This window comes from Brevundimonas vesicularis (genome assembly GCF_027105095.1).
In the GTDB taxonomy this organism is placed as follows: Bacteria; Pseudomonadota; Alphaproteobacteria; order Caulobacterales; family Caulobacteraceae; genus Brevundimonas; species Brevundimonas vesicularis_E.
Map to the genome: position 1 here is coordinate 298,675 of NZ_CP114278.1, position 18,488 is coordinate 317,162.

At 66.1% G+C, this 18,488-nt stretch carries 21 protein-coding genes, 1 tRNA gene and 1 pseudogene; 12 read left to right on the top strand and 11 right to left on the bottom strand.

The annotated features are described in order from the left end of the window. The first annotated feature begins 82 nt into the window (after positions 1-82). The 4 genes from O2K97_RS01440 to arfB all read left to right on the top strand — a co-directional run bounded on the left by O2K97_RS01440 (position 83) and on the right by arfB (position 3,844). On the top strand, positions 83-1,561 hold the full coding sequence (locus tag O2K97_RS01440) for an amidohydrolase (protein ID WP_269220164.1): 1,479 nt from the start codon (positions 83-85) through the stop codon (positions 1,559-1,561). Then, on the top strand, positions 1,561-2,901 hold the full coding sequence (locus O2K97_RS01445) for an amidohydrolase family protein (protein WP_269220165.1): 1,341 nt from the start codon (positions 1,561-1,563) through the stop codon (positions 2,899-2,901). Before O2K97_RS01440 ends, O2K97_RS01445 begins: the two co-directional genes overlap by 1 nt. Positions 2,902-2,984: 83 nt before the next feature. Further along, positions 2,985-3,443: a YaiI/YqxD family protein gene (locus O2K97_RS01450; protein WP_269220166.1), complete on the top strand. Its 459-nt coding sequence runs from the start codon at positions 2,985-2,987 to the stop codon at positions 3,441-3,443. Next, positions 3,440-3,844 (top strand): alternative ribosome rescue aminoacyl-tRNA hydrolase ArfB, encoded by a 405-nt coding sequence (gene arfB, locus O2K97_RS01455; protein WP_269220167.1) that lies wholly within the window; start codon positions 3,440-3,442, stop codon positions 3,842-3,844. The genes O2K97_RS01450 and arfB overlap by 4 nt, the downstream gene beginning before the upstream one ends. A 3-nt stretch (positions 3,845-3,847) precedes the next feature. Here the strand turns inward: arfB and O2K97_RS01460 are convergent, their stop codons facing one another. The 4 genes from O2K97_RS01460 to O2K97_RS01475 are packed head-to-tail and all read right to left on the bottom strand — an operon-like array spanning position 3,848 to position 7,445. After that, complete coding sequence (locus O2K97_RS01460) at positions 3,848-4,306, bottom strand: hypothetical protein (RefSeq protein ID WP_269220168.1); 459 nt, start codon at positions 4,304-4,306, stop codon at positions 3,848-3,850. 29 nt (positions 4,307-4,335) lie between these two features. Further along, positions 4,336-5,916, bottom strand: coding sequence for a 2-polyprenylphenol 6-hydroxylase (gene ubiB / locus O2K97_RS01465; RefSeq protein ID WP_269220169.1), 1,581 nt, complete (start codon positions 5,914-5,916; stop codon positions 4,336-4,338). Continuing rightward, the gene (locus O2K97_RS01470) at positions 5,904-6,692 is read right to left on the bottom strand and encodes a class I SAM-dependent methyltransferase (protein ID WP_269220170.1); all 789 of its coding nucleotides are present in this window, start codon (positions 6,690-6,692) and stop codon (positions 5,904-5,906) included. The genes ubiB and O2K97_RS01470 overlap by 13 nt, the downstream gene beginning before the upstream one ends. Positions 6,693-6,743: 51 nt before the next feature. Then, the gene (locus O2K97_RS01475; protein ID WP_269220171.1) at positions 6,744-7,445 is read right to left on the bottom strand and encodes a Crp/Fnr family transcriptional regulator; all 702 of its coding nucleotides are present in this window, start codon (positions 7,443-7,445) and stop codon (positions 6,744-6,746) included. Between the two features lie 158 nt (positions 7,446-7,603). Here O2K97_RS01475 and O2K97_RS01480 point away from each other — a divergent pair, with 158 nt between their 5' ends. The 3 genes from O2K97_RS01480 to O2K97_RS01490 all read left to right on the top strand — a co-directional run bounded on the left by O2K97_RS01480 (position 7,604) and on the right by O2K97_RS01490 (position 8,955). Next, a complete protein-coding gene (locus tag O2K97_RS01480) occupies positions 7,604-7,909 on the top strand; it encodes a 4a-hydroxytetrahydrobiopterin dehydratase (RefSeq protein WP_269220172.1) in 306 nt (101 codons plus the stop codon). After that, entirely contained in the window at positions 7,906-8,703 is a 798-nt protein-coding gene (locus O2K97_RS01485; protein ID WP_269220173.1) for an SDR family oxidoreductase, read from the top strand. The genes O2K97_RS01480 and O2K97_RS01485 overlap by 4 nt, the downstream gene beginning before the upstream one ends. Before the next feature lie 175 nt (positions 8,704-8,878). Further along, a tRNA-Arg gene (locus tag O2K97_RS01490) sits at positions 8,879-8,955 on the top strand. Here O2K97_RS01490 and O2K97_RS01495 read toward each other — a convergent pair. The 3 genes from O2K97_RS01495 to O2K97_RS01505 form a co-directional block, all read right to left on the bottom strand. Beyond that, complete coding sequence (locus O2K97_RS01495; protein WP_269220174.1) at positions 8,926-10,593, bottom strand: recombinase family protein; 1,668 nt, start codon at positions 10,591-10,593, stop codon at positions 8,926-8,928. The two genes, O2K97_RS01490 and O2K97_RS01495, sit on opposite strands and share 30 nt — an antisense overlap. A 491-nt stretch (positions 10,594-11,084) precedes the next feature. Next, complete coding sequence (locus tag O2K97_RS01500; RefSeq protein ID WP_269220175.1) at positions 11,085-11,339, bottom strand: RNA polymerase sigma factor; 255 nt, start codon at positions 11,337-11,339, stop codon at positions 11,085-11,087. Then, positions 11,336-11,698: a hypothetical protein gene (locus tag O2K97_RS01505; protein ID WP_269220176.1), complete on the bottom strand. Its 363-nt coding sequence runs from the start codon at positions 11,696-11,698 to the stop codon at positions 11,336-11,338. Before O2K97_RS01505 ends, O2K97_RS01500 begins: the two co-directional genes overlap by 4 nt. A 264-nt stretch (positions 11,699-11,962) precedes the next feature. Here O2K97_RS01505 and O2K97_RS01510 point away from each other — a divergent pair, with 264 nt between their 5' ends. From O2K97_RS01510 to O2K97_RS15675, 5 genes and pseudogenes are all read left to right on the top strand, one after another. After that, positions 11,963-12,169, top strand: coding sequence for a helix-turn-helix domain-containing protein (locus O2K97_RS01510; RefSeq protein WP_269221077.1), 207 nt, complete (start codon positions 11,963-11,965; stop codon positions 12,167-12,169). Between the two features lie 112 nt (positions 12,170-12,281). Continuing rightward, positions 12,282-12,563 (top strand): type II toxin-antitoxin system RelE/ParE family toxin, encoded by a 282-nt coding sequence (locus O2K97_RS01515; protein WP_269220177.1) that lies wholly within the window; start codon positions 12,282-12,284, stop codon positions 12,561-12,563. A 54-nt stretch (positions 12,564-12,617) separates the two neighbouring features. Further along, complete coding sequence (locus tag O2K97_RS01520; protein WP_269220178.1) at positions 12,618-12,938, top strand: HigA family addiction module antitoxin; 321 nt, start codon at positions 12,618-12,620, stop codon at positions 12,936-12,938. A gap of 109 nt (positions 12,939-13,047) precedes the next feature. Next, the gene (locus tag O2K97_RS01525) at positions 13,048-13,503 is read left to right on the top strand and encodes a type IIL restriction-modification enzyme MmeI (RefSeq protein WP_269220179.1); all 456 of its coding nucleotides are present in this window, start codon (positions 13,048-13,050) and stop codon (positions 13,501-13,503) included. 34 nt (positions 13,504-13,537) lie between these two features. Beyond that, positions 13,538-13,708, top strand: a pseudogene (locus O2K97_RS15675) (type IIL restriction-modification enzyme MmeI); the annotation flags it as partial. Positions 13,709-13,717: 9 nt separating this feature from the next. Here O2K97_RS15675 and O2K97_RS01530 read toward each other — a convergent pair. From O2K97_RS01530 to merF, 4 genes are all read right to left on the bottom strand, one after another. After that, on the bottom strand, positions 13,718-15,151 hold the full coding sequence (locus O2K97_RS01530) for a hypothetical protein (RefSeq protein WP_269220180.1): 1,434 nt from the start codon (positions 15,149-15,151) through the stop codon (positions 13,718-13,720). A 66-nt stretch (positions 15,152-15,217) separates the two neighbouring features. Continuing rightward, on the bottom strand, positions 15,218-16,702 hold the full coding sequence (gene merA / locus O2K97_RS01535) for a mercury(II) reductase (RefSeq protein ID WP_021696246.1): 1,485 nt from the start codon (positions 16,700-16,702) through the stop codon (positions 15,218-15,220). 67 nt (positions 16,703-16,769) lie between these two features. Beyond that, positions 16,770-18,125 carry a dihydrolipoyl dehydrogenase family protein gene (locus tag O2K97_RS01540; protein ID WP_021696245.1) on the bottom strand — a complete coding sequence of 452 codons (1,356 nt, stop codon included), beginning with the start codon at positions 18,123-18,125 and terminating at the stop codon, positions 16,770-16,772. 65 nt (positions 18,126-18,190) lie between these two features. Continuing rightward, a complete protein-coding gene (merF, locus tag O2K97_RS01545; protein WP_021696244.1) occupies positions 18,191-18,433 on the bottom strand; it encodes a mercury resistance system transport protein MerF in 243 nt (80 codons plus the stop codon). Positions 18,434-18,488: the final 55 nt, after the last annotated feature.

The following is an 18,488-nucleotide window of genomic DNA, read 5'->3' on the forward strand; positions in this document are numbered from 1 at the left end:
CTTTTGACGGTAGCGGCCGAACGCCTTTCTATGCCCGTTACAAGCGGCGTCGGGGCTGACGCATCGCGGGAGAGGGATTTCGATGATCGGACATCATCTGCGGGGCGTCAGCCTCGCGGCCATCATATGCGCCGTGCTGGGCCTGTCGGCCTGCGCCACCACCGGCTCGACCCCTGACGATACGGCCGCGAAACCTTCGAAGGACCGGACCTTGGCCGCCGGTCTGGATCCCGTGACGACGCTGGATCCCTATCCCTCAACCTATCAGCCCCTGCCGCGCGAGAACTTCGCCGTGGTCGGCGCCACCGTCCTGACCGGCACGGATCGCAAGATCGAGAACGGCGTGGTCGTGGTCACAGACGGCAAGATCGCCGCCGTCGGCGACGCCTCGACCCCCGTCCCTGCCGGCTATCGCGTCGTCGAGGCGCGCGGCCGCTATGTCACCCCCGGCGTCATCGACGTGCACAGCCACCTGGGCGTCTATCCTTCGCCCGGCGTCAGCGGCATGAGCGACGGCAACGAGGCGACCAGCCCGAACACCGCCCAGGTCTGGGCCGAACATTCGCTGTGGCCCCAAGACCCCGGTTTCAACACCGCCCGCGCCGGCGGCGTGACCACGCTTCACATCCTGCCCGGCTCGGCCAATCTGTTCGGCGGACGCGGCGTGACGATCCGCAACGTGCCCTCGATCACCATGCAGGGCCTGAAGTTCCCGGCCGCCCCCTATACGGTCAAGATGGCCTGCGGCGAGAACCCGTCGCGCGTCTACGGCGGCCGCAACCAGAGCCCGGCGACGGGCATGGGCAATATGGCCGGCTATCGCGCCGCCTTCATCGCCGCGCGCGACTACAAGGCCAAATGGGACAAGTGGCGCGAGGACGGCGAAGGCGCCGCCCCGACCCGCAACCTGCAGAACGAGACCCTGATGGGCGTTTTGGACGGCTCGATCCTGATCCAAAATCACTGCTACCGCGCCGACGAGATGGCGCTGATGATGGATATGGCCAAGGAGTTCGGCTACCGCATCACGACCTTCCACCACGCCACCGAAGCCTACAAGCTGGCGCCGCAACTGGCCGCCAACGGCATCTGCGCGGCCATGTGGACCGGCTGGTGGGGCTTCAAGATGGAGGCCCTTGACGCCATAGAAGAGAACGCCGCCCTGGTTGACGCCCAACAGGGATCATGCGCCGTCATCCACTCCGACGACGCCGAGCTGACTCAGCGGTTGAACCAGGAAGCCGCCGCCGCCCTTTCGGCCGGTCGCCGCGCCGGGCTGAATATTTCCGAAGAACACGCCATCGGCTGGATCACCTCCAACGCCGCCAAGGCCATCGGCATCGCCGACCAGACCGGGTCGCTGGAGCCCGGCAAGCGCGCCGACGTGGTGATCTGGAGCGCCGATCCCTTTTCGATCTACGCCCGCGCCGATCAGGTCTTCATCGACGGCGCCCTTACCTTTGATCGCAGCAACCCCGCCTATCAGCCGACCAGCGACTTCGAACTGGGTCAGCCGGGCTATGGCCTGACCGCCGCCAACGTCACGGAAGGAGCCCGCTGATGCGCCTGTCTCACATCCTCGCGGGCGCCGTCGCGGCCCTGTCTCTCGCCGTCCCTGCCCTTGCGCAGGAAACCGTCGCCATCGTCGGCGGGCGCATCCTGACCGGCGACTCCGTCATCGATAACGGCACGGTCGTTATCCGCGACGGCAAGATCGTCTCGGTGGGCTCGGGCGGCGCGCCGTCCGGCGCCCGCGTCATCGACGCAGCGGGCAAGACGGTCGCGCCCGGTTTCGTCGCCGTAGATTCCGGCCTGGCCGGGACCGAGGTCAGTTCGGTCAGCGGCACCAACGAACTGCGCAACAGCGCCAATACGCTCAGCGCCGCCTTTGACATCTCGTACGGCCTGGACCCCTGGTCCTTCACCCTGCCGGTCGCGCGGTTGGGCGGCATCACCCGGGCGATCGTCGTGCCCCAGCATCCCGGCTCGTCCGGCGGCCATGTGCATGAGGACGAGACGGCTGGCGCCGGCGACGGCGGCTATCAGACGCCGGGCCTGTTCGCGGGTCAGGCGGCGATCATAAACCTGGGCCAAGGCTCGAACATCCTGGTCAAGCCGCGCGTGGCCATGGTCGCCCCGTTCGGCGAGGCCGGAGCCGGCATCGCCGGAGGCGCGCGCGGCGCGCAGTTCGTCCTGTTCAAGGAGACGCTGTCGGAGGTCCGCCTCTATGCCCGCAACAAGTCGGCCTATGAGCGGGCGGGCCTGCGCGACCTTAGCCTGTCGCGCGCCGATCTTGAGGCTCTGATCCCCGTCGCCAACGGGACCATGCCGCTGATCGTGACCGTCCACCGCGCCTCGGATATTCAGCAGGTGCTGCGTCTGGCGCGCGAGGAAGGGATCAAGCTGATCCTGGACGGCGCCGAAGAGGGCTGGCTGGTCGCCGGCGACATCGCGTCTGCGGGCGTGCCCGTGCTGCTGAACCCCATCTCCAACCTGCCCAGCGATTTCGAGATGCGGGCGGCGCGGGCGGAAAACGCCGCGGCCCTGAACGCGGCGGGCGTCGTGATCGCCATCAAGGGCAATGAGGGCTCGACCCACCGCGCCCGCGAGGCTCGCTACAACGCCGGCAACGCTGTCTCGCACGGCCTGCCCTACGGCGCCGCCATCGCCGCCCTGACGGTCAATCCGGCCAGGATCTTCGGCATGGCCGGGCAGTTCGGCCAGATCGCACCGGGCGCAGCGGGTGACTTGGTGGTCTGGTCCGGCGATCCGCTGGAGCCGCTTAGCCAACCGTCGGCCGTCTTCGTCAATGGCGTCGAACAGCCCCTGACCAGCCGCCCGCTGATGCTGCGCGACCGCTATCGCCAGCAGACGCCGATGCCGCCGGCCTATCGCAACTAAGGACCGCTTTGGTCTGAAGGCAAAGGGCGGAGCCGCACGGTCCCGCCCTTTTTCATTGGCCGCGTCCGCGCTAGGTCAGGCCCATGCCCACCGTGTTCTACATCGACGCCGACGCCTGCCCCGTGAAGGAAGAGGTGTATCGCGTCGCCCGCCGCTATGGGCTGAAGACCTATGTCGTCTCCAACACCTGGATGCAGGTTCCGCGTGAGCCGCTGATCGAACAGGTGGTGGTGGACGCCGGCCCCGACATCGCCGACGACTGGATCGCTGAGCGGGCGGGCGTAGGCGACGTGGTCGTCACCGCCGATATCCCCTTGGCGGACCGCTGTCTGAAGTCGGGCGCACAGGCGCTGAAGTCGAACGGCCAGCCCTTCACCCCGGACTCCATCGGCTCGGCGCTGGCGGGACGGATGGTGGGCGAGCATCTGCGGTCAATGGGCGTCGCCACATCCGGTCCGCCGCCGTTCTCGGCCGCCGACCGTTCGCGCTTCTTGCAGGCGCTGGACCAGGCCGTGGTCAAGGCGCGCAAGGCGGCGACATGACCACCGTCATCCCCCAAGACGAGCTGGAGTTTCACTTCTACCGCGCGGGCGGTCCGGGCGGGCAGAACGTCAACAAGGTCTCGACCGCCGTCCAGATGCGGTTCGATGTGAAGAACTCGCCGTCGCTGACCGATCCGGTCAAGGCGCGGCTGATGAAGCTGGCCGGCAGCCGGCTGACGCTGGAAGGCGTGATCCTGATCACCGCGGTGCGTCATCGCACCCAGGAGCGCAATCGCGCCGACGCCATCGAACGGCTTCAGGCGATGGTGGACGAGGCCTCGATCCGTCCCGTCTATCGCGTGCCGACACGCCCGACCAAGGCGTCGAAAGAACGCCGCCTCAAGGCCAAGACGACCCGCGCCTCGATCAAATCGGGGCGCGGCAAGCCTTCGCTGGATTGACGGTCAGCTCTCGGCCGGGCGGAACAGCAGGGCGGCGATCTTGTCCTCCGCGTCGAAGCCGATCAGCCATTCGGTGACCTGATTGTCGAAGGTCACCTTGAACATCTGAGCCTCGCCTTCCTGTTTGACGTATTCGACCGTCTTGACGGCGCCGAAGCCCTTGATCAGCGGGACCACCTGGGCCTCCTGCTGACGGATCTGGGTTCCGAGACCCGTCGTGAAGTCCGAATAGTCGAAGCCGGTCCCCTGGGCGCTGGCGATCACGGCGCGCAGCGCCTCTTCCGAACGGGCGATGTCGGGAGCCTGGGCGGCGGACGCCGTTGCGGGCGCAGCGGCGGGGCGGGCTTGAGGCGCTGCGGCTTGAGCCGGGCGGTCAAAGGCGTTCGGCACAGCGCCGGCGGCGGCCTGAGCCAAGGCGGGCACGGGCGCCAGCAGCACGGCGGCTGCGATAGCGGTCTTCATCAAGGTCGGCTTCATAGCGAAAGCTCCGGTCAGGTCAGATAGGGCCAGAGCGAAAGGCCCAGGGCCGCCAGGGCCGCGATGACCGCGACCGTGACTGAAGCCGCCACCCAAGCCGGAGTTCCCGACTTTTCGATGACCACCGCCGCCGGGCGCGGCGGCTCCTGAACCAGGCGCGAGATGGCGCGGGCGGCGGCGATCATTTCGTTGACCGCATCACGCGCCTGGGCCTGCGGTCCCAGCTCGCGGCGGATCCAGCGTTCGACCACCGGCTGGGCGGCCTTCCACAGATCGTGATCGGGTTGCAGCCGGCGCGCCACGCCCTCGACCGAGACCATAGTCTTTTGCAGCAGAATCAGTTCGGGCCGCAGCCGCATGTCGAACAGCGCGGTGATCTCGAACAGCTGGCCCAGGAGCCGGCCCATCGACACCTGGCTGGCGGCGCGGCCGATCACCGGCTCGCCCACCGCGCGCAGGGCCTGGGCGAAGGTCTCCACCGAATGGTGCGGCGGGACGTAGCCGGCCTCGAAATGCACGCGCGAAATCCGGTCGTAGTCGCGGCTGATGAAGCCCCACAGGATCTCGGCCAGATAGCGCCGCTCGGTCGGGCCCAAGCGCCCGACGATGCCGAAGTCGATGGCGGTCAGATGCGCCGGCGCGCTGGCGAAGAGATTGCCCTCGTGCAAGTCGGCGTGGAAGACGCCGTGGTCCAACGCCTGGACCAGGAAGGCGCGCACCACATTGTCGGCCAGTCGATCCGTGTCGATGCCCGGCAGTTCAAGCAGCGCCGGATCCGTCATGGGCACGCCTTGGGCCCACTCCAGCGTCAGCACGCGCTTGCCCACCCCGTCCCAGATCACCGCCGGCGCGGACATGTATCCGTCCTTGGCCAGCACCTCGGCCATCTCGCTGGCGGCGGCGGCCTCCAGCCGCATGTCCAACTCCAGATCCAGCGAGTTGGCGATGGTCTCGACAAAGGCGGACGGCTCCAGCCGCCGCGCCATCGGCACGAGCCGCCAGACCAGCCGCGCGGCCAGCCGCATTGAATCCAGGCCATTGGCGACCCGGCGTTCGACGCCGGGCCGCAGCACCTTGACCGCGACGGCCCGCCCATCAGCCAGGGTCGCGCGGTGCGCCTGGGCCAGGGAGGCCGCGGCGACCGGCGGGCTGAGGTCGATGAACAGACTTTCGGCCGGACGACCCAGCGACTTCTCGATCTCGCGCCGCGCCTCTTCCAAAGAGAAGGGCGGCAGGGCGTCCTTCAACCGGCCAAGGTCGCGCGCGAATTCCAGCCCGAAGATGTCGGCGCGCGTGGCCAGGACCTGGCCCAGTTTAATCGCCACAGGGCCCAGATGTTCGAACGCCTTGCCCAGCCTTTGGCCCGGCCGGCCCTGTCGCCCAGCGCGACCTGAGAACAGCTGCACGAACCGGGCGAACGGCCGCGTCCAGGCCGGCAGCAGATGGGTCACCTCGCGCGGGATCAGCGCGTCATGACGCGCCAGGACCCACAGCCAGCCCAGCAGGCGCAGGAAGGACGCAACCGGGTTCTGGACCGCGACCGTCGCGGGCGGCGGCGGGGCCGTGCGATAGATCCGGCTGGTCAGATCGCCCACCCATGATGGATGGCGGCGATCCCGCCCGACAGGTTGGTCACGGATACGCGGCGGAAACCGGCGTCCTCGATCATGCCCTTGAACGTGTTCTGATCGGGGAAGCGGCGGATGCTCTCGACCAGATACTGATAGCTGTCGCGATCCTTGGCGACCCAGCCGCCGATGCGCGGAATGGCGTGGAAGGACCAGGCGTCATAGACCTTGCGGATCGGCGTGGTGGTGGGGCGCGAGAACTCCAGGCACAGGAACCGACCGCCCGGCTTCAGCACCCGGCGCGCCTCGGCCAGGGCCTTGTCGATATGGGCCACGTTGCGGATGCCGAAACTGATCGAATAGGCGTCGACCGAGGCGTCCGGCAGCGGCAGGTTCATCGCGTCGCCGACGCTCCACTGCATCTCCGGTTCGCCGCCTTTTTGGACGCCCGCCAGGATCATCTCGGCGTTGTAGTCCAGCACGATGACATTGGCGTCCTCGCCGCCGCGCCGCTCCTGCGCCGCGCGCGCCATCCTAGAATAGCGACGCGCCATGTCGCCGGTGCCGCCCGCAACGTCCAGAATGGTCTCGCCGGGACGCGGGTTCAGCTTGGCGGCGGCGATGTCCTTCCAGATGCGGTGGACGCCCACGCTCATCAGGTCGTTCATCACATCGTAGTTGGAGGCGACGGAATCGAAAACCCCGCGCACCATCTTCACCTTCTCGCGCGCATCCACGTCGCGAAAGCCGAAGGAAGAACGATCACCCGACGAATGCGGGCCGTGGGGGGAGGCGTCGGTCATAGTCGTCGTCTAGCGCGTCGCAGCGCCCCCGTCATCCGATGAGACACTCGATCAGGCCGCTTCGGGCTGCGGCAGTTTCAAATCCTTCATCACGTCGCGCATCAGGCCGTAACAGCCGCACGACGCCGCCTCCAGGCCGTCGCGATCCAGCACCTTGACCCAGCCGCGCCCACGCTGGATCAGCGACTTGCGCTCCAGCACCGTGCCGACCTCCGACACAGTGGCGCGACGCACGCCCAGCATGAGGGCGATATCGGCTTGCGTCAGATCGATCCGGTCATCCTCGGCCCGGTCGTGAAGCATCAACAGCCAGCGGGCCAACCGTTCGTCCAGCCGATGCTGGGCGTTGCAGGCGGCCGCCTGTTGGACCTGCGCCATCAAGCCTTCGGTGAAGCGCGACAGGGCCGAGCGCAGCGTCTCGCTTTTTTGCAAGGCCTCGCCGAACATCTCGGCCGAGCAGTGGGCCGCAACGCCATCGCGTTGTGAAATGGCCCGACTGGCGGCGCGGGCGTTGAAGGGTCCGCAGGTGACCCCGATCAGGCCTTCGCGCCCGATGGCGGCGGTCTCTACCATCTTGTCATCAGGCAGGATGGTCATCAGCGACACCACGCCCTTGATCGGAAACCACACCTGATCGACCGCCTCGCCTGCGTCATAGAGCATCTGGCCGCGTGTGATCTCGCGCTCGTTCAGATGAGGTTCGATCCGCTTCCGGTCGGCCGGGTCCAGAGCGGCGATCCAGAGATTTTCCATCCTAACCCCGCTGACGAACGGCGACGCCGAAGACCGGCACGCTCTGGTCAATCAATGCCTAAGCTTGGCCATAGGTTCCCGAGAGGCTGGCCCCGTGCCGACACACCTTGCCGCCATCCATCCGGCGCCCTACGCAAAATGGAAAAAGAGGAAACGCGATGACCGACACACGGCTTGACGTAGCGGAAACGCTGAAGGATTTGCCCGCCTGGCGCGCGCATGACGGCGATCGCCCGGCCATCACGCGGACGCTGAAGTTCGCGGATTTCAACGCCGCCTTCGGCTTCATGACCCGCGTCGCCCTGATGGCCGACAAGATGGACCACCATCCCGAATGGTCGAATGTCTATGACCGTGTCGAAATCCTGCTCACCACCCACGACGCCGATGGCGTGACGGACAAGGACGTGACCCTGGCCCGCTTCATTGACGGCGCCGCCGCCGGCATGGGGGTGAAGTCGTGAGCGGGTCCGCGCGTCCCGGCCGCGTCGCCGGCAAGACCGCCCTGATCACCGGCGCGGCCGGCGGCCTGGGCGAGGCCATAGCCTTCATGCTGGCCCGCGAGGGCGCCCGCGTCGCCGTCACCGACATCGACGCCGCTCGCGCCCAAGCCCTGGCGAGCCGGATCAATGCGGAAATCCCGGACGCCGCCTTCGCCTATGCCCACGACGTGGCCAGCGAGGCCGAATGGGAAGCTGTGATCGCCGCCGCCGTCGCCGACCTCGGCGGCTTGTCGGTGCTGGTCAACAACGCCGGCGTCGGCGGCCCCCTGGCCTTTGTTGAACAGGACACGGTCGAGAACTGGCAGCGTCAGTATGAGATCAACCTGCGCTCGATCATGCTGGGCGCCAAACACGCCATGCCGCATCTGCGCGCCTCGGCTCCGGCCTCGATCATCAACATCTCCTCGATCGCAGGGCTCGCGGCCGCCCCCGGGATGGGCGCCTACAACGCCACCAAGGCGGCGGTCTGGATGTACACCAAGACCCTGGCGCTTGAGGCCGCCAAGGCCGAATGGAACGTGCGCTGCAACTCGGTCCACCCCGTCTTCATCAAGACACCGATCCTGGATCCCTTCATCGCCGTGGCCGGCGGGGACGAGGACAAGGCGCACGAGCGCCTCGCGCGCGGCATTCCCTTGAAGCGGATCGGCGAACCCGACGACGTCGCCTATTGCGTCCTCTATCTGGCGTCAGACGAATCCAAGTTCGTCACGGGGTCCGAGTTCAAGATCGACGGCGGCATGACGGCGCAGTAGGGCGCGAGCGCCCTACTGCTTTCTTTTTGGGCCTATCGCGCTTCGCGCTGCTTGAGGCCGTTGGCCTTGCTTGCCGGTGATTGATGGCGGCCATCCGGTCGTCATCCGCGCATTCGGGATTGAGGCCGCTTGCGCCATGCTGTAAGCGGCCTGTTCCGGCCTCGCGCCGGCCGACGCACCCGTAGCTCAGCTGGATAGAGTGCTGCCCTCCGAAGGCAGAGGTCACAGGTTCGAATCCTGTCGGGTGCGCCACTTTCGTTCAAAACTGAGAACTCCGCCTGAGGCGGCGTAACTCCCACCATCGCTGGACGCCAATGCTCGTAGAAGCTCGGTTCGCGAGCCGATTATGCGTGCTTCGGTCTTGCTGATGACCTCCACTCTTTGCGTCAGGGCGCGCAGGTGATCCCGCCGATAGCCGCTGGTGCGATCCCGGAGCTTGCGCCGGGCGGCAGTGGCGAACCGCGCCAAGGCGTCCGGCGTAATCGTCGGCGCCAACCGCTCGACTGACGCACTGATCCGCTCAGCGTCCGCCCTGGCCTGATCGCGGGTGCCGGAAAGTTCGGCGACCCGATCTTTCAGCGAGGCGTCATCCGGCGCCAGCAGGCCGTTCTCGATGGCTTCGTATAGGCGGTTTAGCTTGGCCTCGGCCTCGGTGGCGCGCTTACGCATCTCCGCGATGTGGCCGCGCCTCTGGTCGGCCCATTCCTCCCGACGATCCAGAAGCTGCTCCATCAGAGCCGCGAGGCGGTCCGGATCGAGCAATCGGGTTTCGAGATGGTCGATGATCGCGTCGTCGAGCTTGTGCATGGGGACGGCTAGGCCGGTGCAGCCAGTCTCGCCCATGCGGGCCTTCGTCGAACAAGCGTAATAGCGATACTGGCCGCCCGTGCTCCCCCTGCCGGTCCTGAGCGTCATGGCGCCGCCGCAGACGCCACAGAAGCAGATGCCCGTGAGCAGGTTCGGTCCCGTCGAAACACGCGGCGGCGTCCACCTGGGGTTTCGCAACGTCAAACGCGCCCGAACGGCCTCATAATCCGCCTTCGACACGATGGGCGGCACAGCCATGATAGCGTGCTCGGACTCAGGCTTCGATGCCTTGGTCTTGTGGTCGCGCGTGTTGAACCGATGCTCGCCCATGTAGGTCGAGCGGGTCAGTATCTGATGGACCGTGCCGATCCCCCAGCGCCCGCCGTCTCGTGTGCGGATATTCCGCTCGTTCAGTCGCGTGGCGATGGTCTTCAACCCCATCGGTCCTTGCGAGCCGTCGCCGGTCAGCGCCCAACGATAGATGGTGCGAACGGTCTCGGCCTGGAGCGGGTCGATCTCCAGCGTCTTCTTGATCTTGGCCCCGCGCTGCTCGGCCGCGACGATGCGGTAGCCGATGGGCGGTCGGGCGCCGTTCCAGAAGCCCTGGCGGGCGTTCTCCTTCATGGCTCGCAGGGTGTGCTTGGCGTTCTCACGGGACTGATACTCGTCGAAGAGCGTCATGATCTGGCGCATCATCATGCTCATTGGGTCGTCGCCTAGTTCCTGCGTGATGGAGACCAAGCGCACCCCGTTCTTCGCCAGCTTGCGGACGTAGAACTCGAACTGAAACTGATCGCGGAAGAACCGTGAGAAGCTGTGCACCACGATCACGTCGAAGGCGGGCGGCTTGGTCAGCGCCGCTTCGATCATGGACTGGAAGGAGGGGCGCCGGTCGTCGGTTGCGGTGTTGCCCGGCTCGACATACTCCGCCGTTGCTTCCCACCCCTTGGTCTCGCAATAGGCTTCAAGCTGGCGGCGCTGGTCAGGAATAGAGAGGTCGTTGACGGCCTGTCGACCGGTCGAAACCCTGAGATAGAGGGCGGCTCGGGTCTGAACGCCTGGGGTGATGATCTTCCCGCTCATGTCCGGCTCCTTTCAGAGGCGAGGACCCAGAACTTCGTCGAGCACCTCGCCAAGCCACGCCTCCACCGCCAGAAGCTCGGCCGGGGTGATCGGGAGATCATCGGGCCAAGTGTCGGTGACGCGGACGGCCGATTGTAGGCCAACTGGCCGGGCTTGCGGAGTCCGCTGCCGAAGCGCCTCCGGCTCTGATGACGGCTGGACATACATGCCCGCCAAGCTGATCGCGGTAGATCGACGCGCATACTCGTAACCTCTCCCTCGCAAATCTCCGGCCGTCGCTTTCTCGCAAAGCGGATCGATCCATCGATCCACGCCAAGCCCTCAGCGGCGGCGGCCGACCGGGTCAACGCCTGCGGCGCCAGCCGCAGCCCGCAGGGCGCGAAGCGGGGTTGAAGCGGGCGGACGGCGCTGCTCCCCACCACGAGAATGAGGGTCGATACGGCCAAGCTTGTCAGACAATGCCGGCGCAAAGCCTATCCTGCCCTAAACCCTCACGAGCGCTCAGTAGCCTCTGCACCGGCCGCCTTATCGGCGGCGCGGCTCAACCGAACGAGCGCCTCCGCCAGACGCGCTTCGACCGCTCTTGTCTCGATGCCCAAGTGCTCGGCGATCCGCTCCAAAGGCATTTCGGCGAACCGATGGAGGACGAAGACATCCCGGTAGCGCCGGGGCAGTCGCTGGATCGCCCGAATAAGAATCTGTCGCTCCCGGTCTTCCTCAGTAGACCGCGATGGCGGACCGCTCATCGATCTGTCCCGCTGTCGATCTCTATCGCAGCCTCCACGGCGCTCAGAAGGTCGCAAATGGCTTGATCGGCAACATCAGGTGGGAGCGGGAGGTCCGGCTTTACGCCAGAGCGCAGGGCGCCGGAGCCATAGAGCGGACTGAGCACCGCTGCGAGTTCGGCAATGCCGTCAGGGACGCCCTGGAACCCCAGCATCCGGACGCAGCGGAGCGCCTTGCTGACATCGTGACGGAGCCAGACGCGGGTCCAGTCATCAGAGAAGCCGCGATGCAGGAGATAGGCTTTGAGGCCCAGTTCAATGGCGATGGCTGAGTGATAAGCTGACTGGGTGCCAACGCGGTCGTCGTCCGTCCATGCCATTGCGTGAAAGCCTCGGGCGTTACGGACGAAGGCGATAGCTAGGCGGCGCTGGGGAGGGCATCCCCTCCACCGTCTAGATGGCATCCGCTGATGCTTAGGCACGCGTGACCTCCCGCGCAGCCGCCCGGTCGCTCAGAACATGCTGAACGGTGGAGTTTTGGAGTGTTTCGGTTAGAGTTAAGCGGAATTCGCCGACTTAGTCAACGGAATTCCGCAACTAGTCGGAGGTTTTCTCTAAAAATGATCAATCCTGCTCAAATTCGGATGGCTCGCGCCGGCCTCGGCATCAGCGTTCGAGTGCTGGCTGAACGATCCAAGGTGGCTGATTCAACAATCCACCGATTTGAGGCTGGGCGAGGTGGAATGCAGACCAGCACGCTCGAACGCCTCCAGTCGGCTCTCGAAGCTGACGGCGCTATCTTCATTTCAGCCGACGCAACGGGCGGGCCAGGGGTGAGACTAAAGGCCTGACGTTCGTTAAGGCACGACTGAGCCGGTGATTTCGCGTGTAGCGAATCGCGCTACAAATAGCTTGATTTATGTAGCATAACTCGCTACAGGTTGCGCATGGAAGGCTTTCATCGTGATCCTCGGTTGGAAGGGCAAACAAGCCAGGGAGGTCTTTGAGGGCAACTGCCCCAAAGGTTTTCCGGCTGACCTCTTCAAGCGGGTGCGGCGCAGCCTCTTCCAGTTGGATGCGGCGACGCGGCTTGATGATCTCAAACATCCGCCGGGTAACCGCCTGCACCGCCTCCAGGAGGATCGAGCGGGGCAGTGGTCGATCAGCGTGAACGACCAGTTCCGCATTTGCTTCCGATGGACCGATCAAGGTCCGGAGGACGTCGAGTTCGTGGATTACCACTGAGTGGAAGCTCAGTGGAGCGGCCCGGGATCGGGCCAGAAAGAGAGAAGTCCGCCGATGGCGACGCATGACTTCGCCAACTTCGTGGCCCCCGCGCCGCACCCTGGCGAGCACCTTCGGGAAGACTACCTGCCCGCCTACGATCTCAGCGCCGGCGCTCTCGCCAAAGCGATGGGCCTGAAGGATCGGGCCCGTATCGAGCGCCTGGTACGTGAGAAGCAGTCTATCACCGCTGATACGGCGCTCCGTCTGGCCAAAGTTTTCGGCACGTCCCCTCAGTACTGGATCAACCTCCAGACTACGCATGACCTGTCCAAGGCCGCAATCGAGGGGCGTGGCGAGCTGGAGAGGATCGAACAGCTGCACGCGCCGGCGTGAGTATGTGTCCTTCTGAGGTAGACTTGGGTGTGGCGCCACCCGGCGGCCTTCGAGGTTGCGCGGGCCTGACCAACCGGGCCAAATGAGCGGCTAGGGGAGGAAACCGTCTTTGCGTCTCAGCTGGAATGAAGTTCGCGCCCGCGCCGCTGAGTTCGCGCGCGAATGGGCCGATGCCAACTATGAGAAGGGCGAGACGCAGAGTTTCTACAACGACTTCTTCGAGGTCTTTGGGGTCCGCCGCCGCAAGGTCGCGACTTTCGAGGAGTCGGTCCGCCTGCTGGGCGAGAAACGCGGCTTCATCGACCTGTTCTGGAAGGGCGTCCTGCTGGTGGAGCAGAAGAGCGCCGGCCGCGACCTCGTTCGCGCCCGCAAGCAGGCCCACGACTATTTCCCCGGCCTGAAAGACCATGAACTGCCGCGCTACATCCTGCTGTGCGACTTCCAGTTCTTCGAGCTAATCGACCTCGACACCCGCGAGGAGACCCGCTTCGCTCTCGCCGAGCTGCCCGCGCACGTCGAGGCCTTCGGCTTCATCGTCGGGGTCGAAAAAACGGGTCTTCCATGACCAGGACCCGGTCAACATCATCGCTGCCGAACTGATGGGCAAGCTGCACGACGCGCTCAAGCCCACCTACGACGGTGCCCCGCTGGAGCGGTTGCTGGTCCGGCTGCTGTTTTGCCTGTTCGCCGATGACACCGGCATCTTCCCCGAACGGGGCATGCTGGAGACCTATCTGCGCGACCGCACCGCGCCAGACGGCCATGATCTGGGGGCCAAGCTAAACCTGATCTTCCAGACCTTGAACACTCCCGAGGATGCGGCGTGGCGCAAGGGGCTGGACGAGGACCTGAACCGTTTCGCCTTCGCGCATTCGGGCGCGTTGCAGGCCCTTCGCGTTCGGGAACCGGGTCTCGAAGTTGAGCATCACGTCATGCAGGGCGTGAAGATACCGATGCTTGATCTCGGCGATCCGCCAGATGTGCGGCCCGGTCAGGCGATCCTCGATGGTGAACTCGGATTTCGCCCCCAGGCCCAGAGCCACGGCGATCAGCGGGTGGTCCGGTGTGACGATCCCGGCGGCGGGTCGCGGGTCGGCTGCGACGATCAGGAAGGCGCGGCTTTCGCCAAGGTCGTCCTCCAGGCGCACCCAGGTGTCCACCGCGACGACCGGCGCTGCCGGGATGAGGCCTTCGGTCGGATCACTCATGACCAGGCCCAGGTAACCCAAGGCCGCCGCCGGATCGTCGGGCGCGGATTGAAGGACATCATAGGCGAAGGCGATCGCTGCTTCGCCTTCGCCGACGTCGCGCCACGCTTGCGCGAACCCCATCTGCTCACCCGGCGTCCCGCGTAGGGTCCGCGCGTCGACGGCGGCGATCAGGGGGGCGATCTCATCGGCCTTGTTGCGTCGGCGCAGGGTTTCGAACAGGGCCAGATAGGACAGGAGGTCGTTGCTGACGACGATCGCGCGGCGTAGCGCCGTCTCGGCCTGGCCCAGGGCCCCATGATTGAAGTGGAAGAGCCCCGCCAGCCGCAAATAGGTCGGGCGGTTCGCAAGGTCGGATGCCAATTCGCGGAAGAAGCGCAGACCCCGCTGCTTGATCGGCCGCTCGTTGACGAAGGCGAGGGCGAGTCGGCGGGTCTCGTCGTTGTCGCGGCTTTCGTCGATATGGCCGCTGAGCATGTCCGCCACGACCGACCAGTCGCCCCGGCGCATGGCCAGGGCGGAGACCATCTGTCGGCGTGCGACGTGGCTGTCGTCATCGATCAGGCCGACGGCGCGGTCGTAGGCGGTCTCGGCCACCTCCTCGAGCCCCTCGTCCATCGCGAAATCAGCCACGACCACGGCGGCGCGCGGATCGTCTCCTGTGGCTTCCAGAACCGTCCCAAGTCCCGGCGCGAGGTCCGTGGCGCCGGAGATTTTCAGCGCTCCAATGGCCCCGAGCGTCTCGGCCATGACCACTTCGCTTTCGGGCAGTCCGCTCGCGGCCGTGTGGTGAATGGACGCCAAAGCCGCCCAATCTCGCTCGTTGGCATGGAAGCGCAGGGCAAGGGCGACGTCCTCGGGCTCATTCGTCAGGCGGGGGATGACCTCTGCGCCCAGGGCGCGGTCGCCGGACTCGCCCGCGATCACCGCCGCGTAGCGGATCAGGACCAGGGAGTCGGGAGCAAAGGCGAGGCCTTCCCGGGCTAGGGCCACGGCGTCAGGCAACTGGTCAAGACCGTGCAAGGCCACCAAGAGGTTGACCGCCTGAGGCAGCGGCCCAAATTGCTCGCTTCACCCCGCACAGCAGGAGAGCTTTGCTACATCCATGTCGAAGGTCTGTGCGGCGAGTTTCAGACCTTCGACCGTGGTCAGATAGGGGAAGATCGTCGCCCCCAGCTCGGCGGCCGTCATGCCGTGTTTGATCGCCAGCACCATCGTCTGAATTGCGTCCGCGCCTTCGGGGGCCATGATCTGCCCGCCGAGAAGGCGGTCCGTCGTCTTGTCGGCGATCAGTTTGATGAGCCCGCGTGTGTCGCGCGCTGCCAGTGCCCGGGGCACCTGATTGAGTGCGAGCAAGGACACCTTGATATCCAGTCCGCGCGCCCTCGCCGCCGTTTCAGTAAGGCCGACACTCGCGACCTGCGGGTCGGTGAATACCACCGCCGGCATGGTGCTGTTGTCGTAGCGATGGTCATTGCCGCCGACGGCGTTGCGCGCGGCCAGCTTCGCGGCATAGGCCGCCATATAGACGAACTGGTCACGCCCGGTGACGTCCCCGGCTGCGTAGACGCCTGGGGCCGTGGTCTCGAGATGGGCATCGACGACGATCCCGCCATGGCGGGACAATGCGACGCCCCGTGACTCCAGTCCCATGCCGTCACTGTTCGGCTGGCGGCCCGTCGCGATCAGCACCTGCTCTGCGGCGATGACCTCGACCGCCGCATCCCGGTCGCGCGCCGCGCCCTTGCCGGGCGGACGGTCGCAGGTGAGTTCGATCCCGTGCTTCGCGTGCACAATCCGCTGGTAGCCGACCCCGGTGCACACCCTGATACCCTCCGCCTCCAGATAGGTCTTAAGGGCGACGCTGAACTCCGGGTCCATGTCGGGCAACAGCCGGCTGCGGCAACAGATCGTGACGGCCACGCCAAGCCGGGCGAACATCTGTCCCAGTTCAACACCGACTACCCCACCGCCGATCACCAGCAGCGACCGGGGCAAACGTTCAAGCGCCAGCGCCGAAGTGCTAGTGAGCCACGGGACGCTATCCAGCCCCGGAATTTCGGGAACGGCGGCGCGCGCGCCCATCGCCAGAATAATCTTGCCGACCGGCATCGGTGCATCATCGACGAGCAACCTGCCGTCGACAAAGCGCGCCCGGCCTTCGACATAGGTCACGCCCGGATAGGCCGGCAGCAGGTCGACATATTTCTTCTGCCGCAGACCCGCGACCAGCTCATCCTTCGAGGCCGCGAGCGCAGCCCAGTCTTCCAGCTTGAGGCTGCCCCCCAGGCCGGGAAACCGACGGGAAGCCTGGCCGGCATGAACCGCTTCAGCGGCCCGGATCAATGTCTTGGACGGGACGCAGCCGACATTGACGCAGGTGCCGCCGATCGTCCCATGGCCGACCAGCGCCACCCGGGCACCCAGATCGGCTGCGGTGATCGCGGCGGAGAATCCCGCCGACCCCGCGCCGATGACGGCGACGTCGAAACTCGCATGGCCGGATTTTTTCGCGGTACCCGAACAGCAGTCGAGGTCCTTTGCGGGCTTGTTCATCGTGCAGTCCGTTCTGTTGGGTGGGCCAGTAGTGTCATGGGTTCAGCCGACGCGCGCGTGAGTGGCCTCAGACCATCGATCCGATGTCCGAGGCGAAGCTGGGGTAGGCAAAAATCATGGCCTTGATCTGGTTGGCGGTGAGCCCCGCGCCCATGGCCATGGCGAACAGATTGATCTGTTCCTCGGCCCCCGGCCCGATCAGATGCGCGCCGAGGATCAAGCCGGTTTTCTGTTCCACCAGCACCTTGAATCCGCTCGTGGTCGCCCCGACCCGCATCGACGAATACCAGCCGGAGGTCTTCTCGAAATGCGTATCGAACTCCAGACCCTTTTCCGTCGCCGCCGTCTCGGACAGCCCCACGGTCGCGACCGGCGGCAGGGTGAAGACCACGCTGGGTATCGGCGGATAGGACACGAGCCGTGCGTCCTTCCCGGCCAGAAGGTTCTTGCCCGCGATCCGCCCTTCATAGGCCGAGACCGGGGTCAGGTTCAGCCCGCTGTCGGCACAATCCCCGGCGGCGAAAATGGCGGGATTGGTGGTACGCATGGCGGCGTCGACCTTGATTCCGCGCTTCCCGGCGTCCACCCCTGCAGCCGGCAGGTTCAGATGGTCGATATTGGGCACGCGACCGGTCGCATGGACCACCAGATCGCAGGTCAGCACCTGGATGCCGGACGGCGTTTCATAGGACACGGCGAATTCGTCGCCCTGCTTCTCGACCTTGAGGACTTTCGCCTCGGTCTGCACGTCGATGCCCAGTTCGGTCGAGGCCTCCACCAGCATCGCCACCAGATCGGCGTCGAAGGGCCCGAGCGGCCGCCCGGCCATTTCCAGAACCGTGACGGCGCTGGCTCCGGCGCGTTGGGCGATATGGGCGAACTCCATGGCGATGAACCCCCCGCCGACAAAGACGATCCTGTCGGGGCGCTCGGACAACTCCAGAAATTCCGTGCTGGTCGTCAGCAGGTCCTCGCCGGGAATGTTCAGCGTCATCGGCCGTGCGCCGGTGGCGATGTGGAAATGCTTCGCGCGCAGGGTCTCGCCGTTTAGCGTGATCGTATCGCGCCCGATGAAGCGTGCTTCGCCATGCAGCGGGGTGATTCCGGCCTTGCGGAAGCCCGCTTCGATGCGCGACGGCATGGCGTCGGTGAAGGTGCGCTTGAACGCCATCATCTCGGGCCAGTTGACCGAGGGCCGCGCCTCCAGGCCCTTGCCGGCCATGGTGTGGGCCCAGTCCACGCCTTCGGTGACGGCAATCAGCATTTTCTTGGGATCACAGCCCCGCAGCGCACAGGTGCCGCCGTAGGGCAGGCTGTCGATGCTGGCGACTTTCCACCCCGCCGCCGCCGTCATCCGGGCGACGCCGTTGCCGCCGGTCCCGGCCCCGATCACGATCAGGTCGTAGTCATATGTGTCGGTCATGTCAGTCTTCTCCATTTCGGGGGCCTGCAGCCTCTGACGATCGGCGCTGTCCGGTGGGCCGTCGATCAGGTGGTCTTCATCCGCCGCCGACGCCGCCAGACGGCATAGACCGTCAACGCGGCGAACACGGCCAGCGCGGGCAGCAGCACAACATCGAGCCAGCCCGTCAGCGCAGAAAGCCCGACGACGCCCAGCAGCACCACCAGCACCGGAGCAAAGCAGCACAGCGCCACAATGACGGTGCCGATCACCCCCATCCGCAGCAGCAGGCTGTCGGTCCCGTCCGTCTTGTCAGCCTTGTCAGCCATAACGCCGTTTGATCCTGAAGACGCGCAGCCTTCCCCGGCTGCAGCCCGAGGCCGG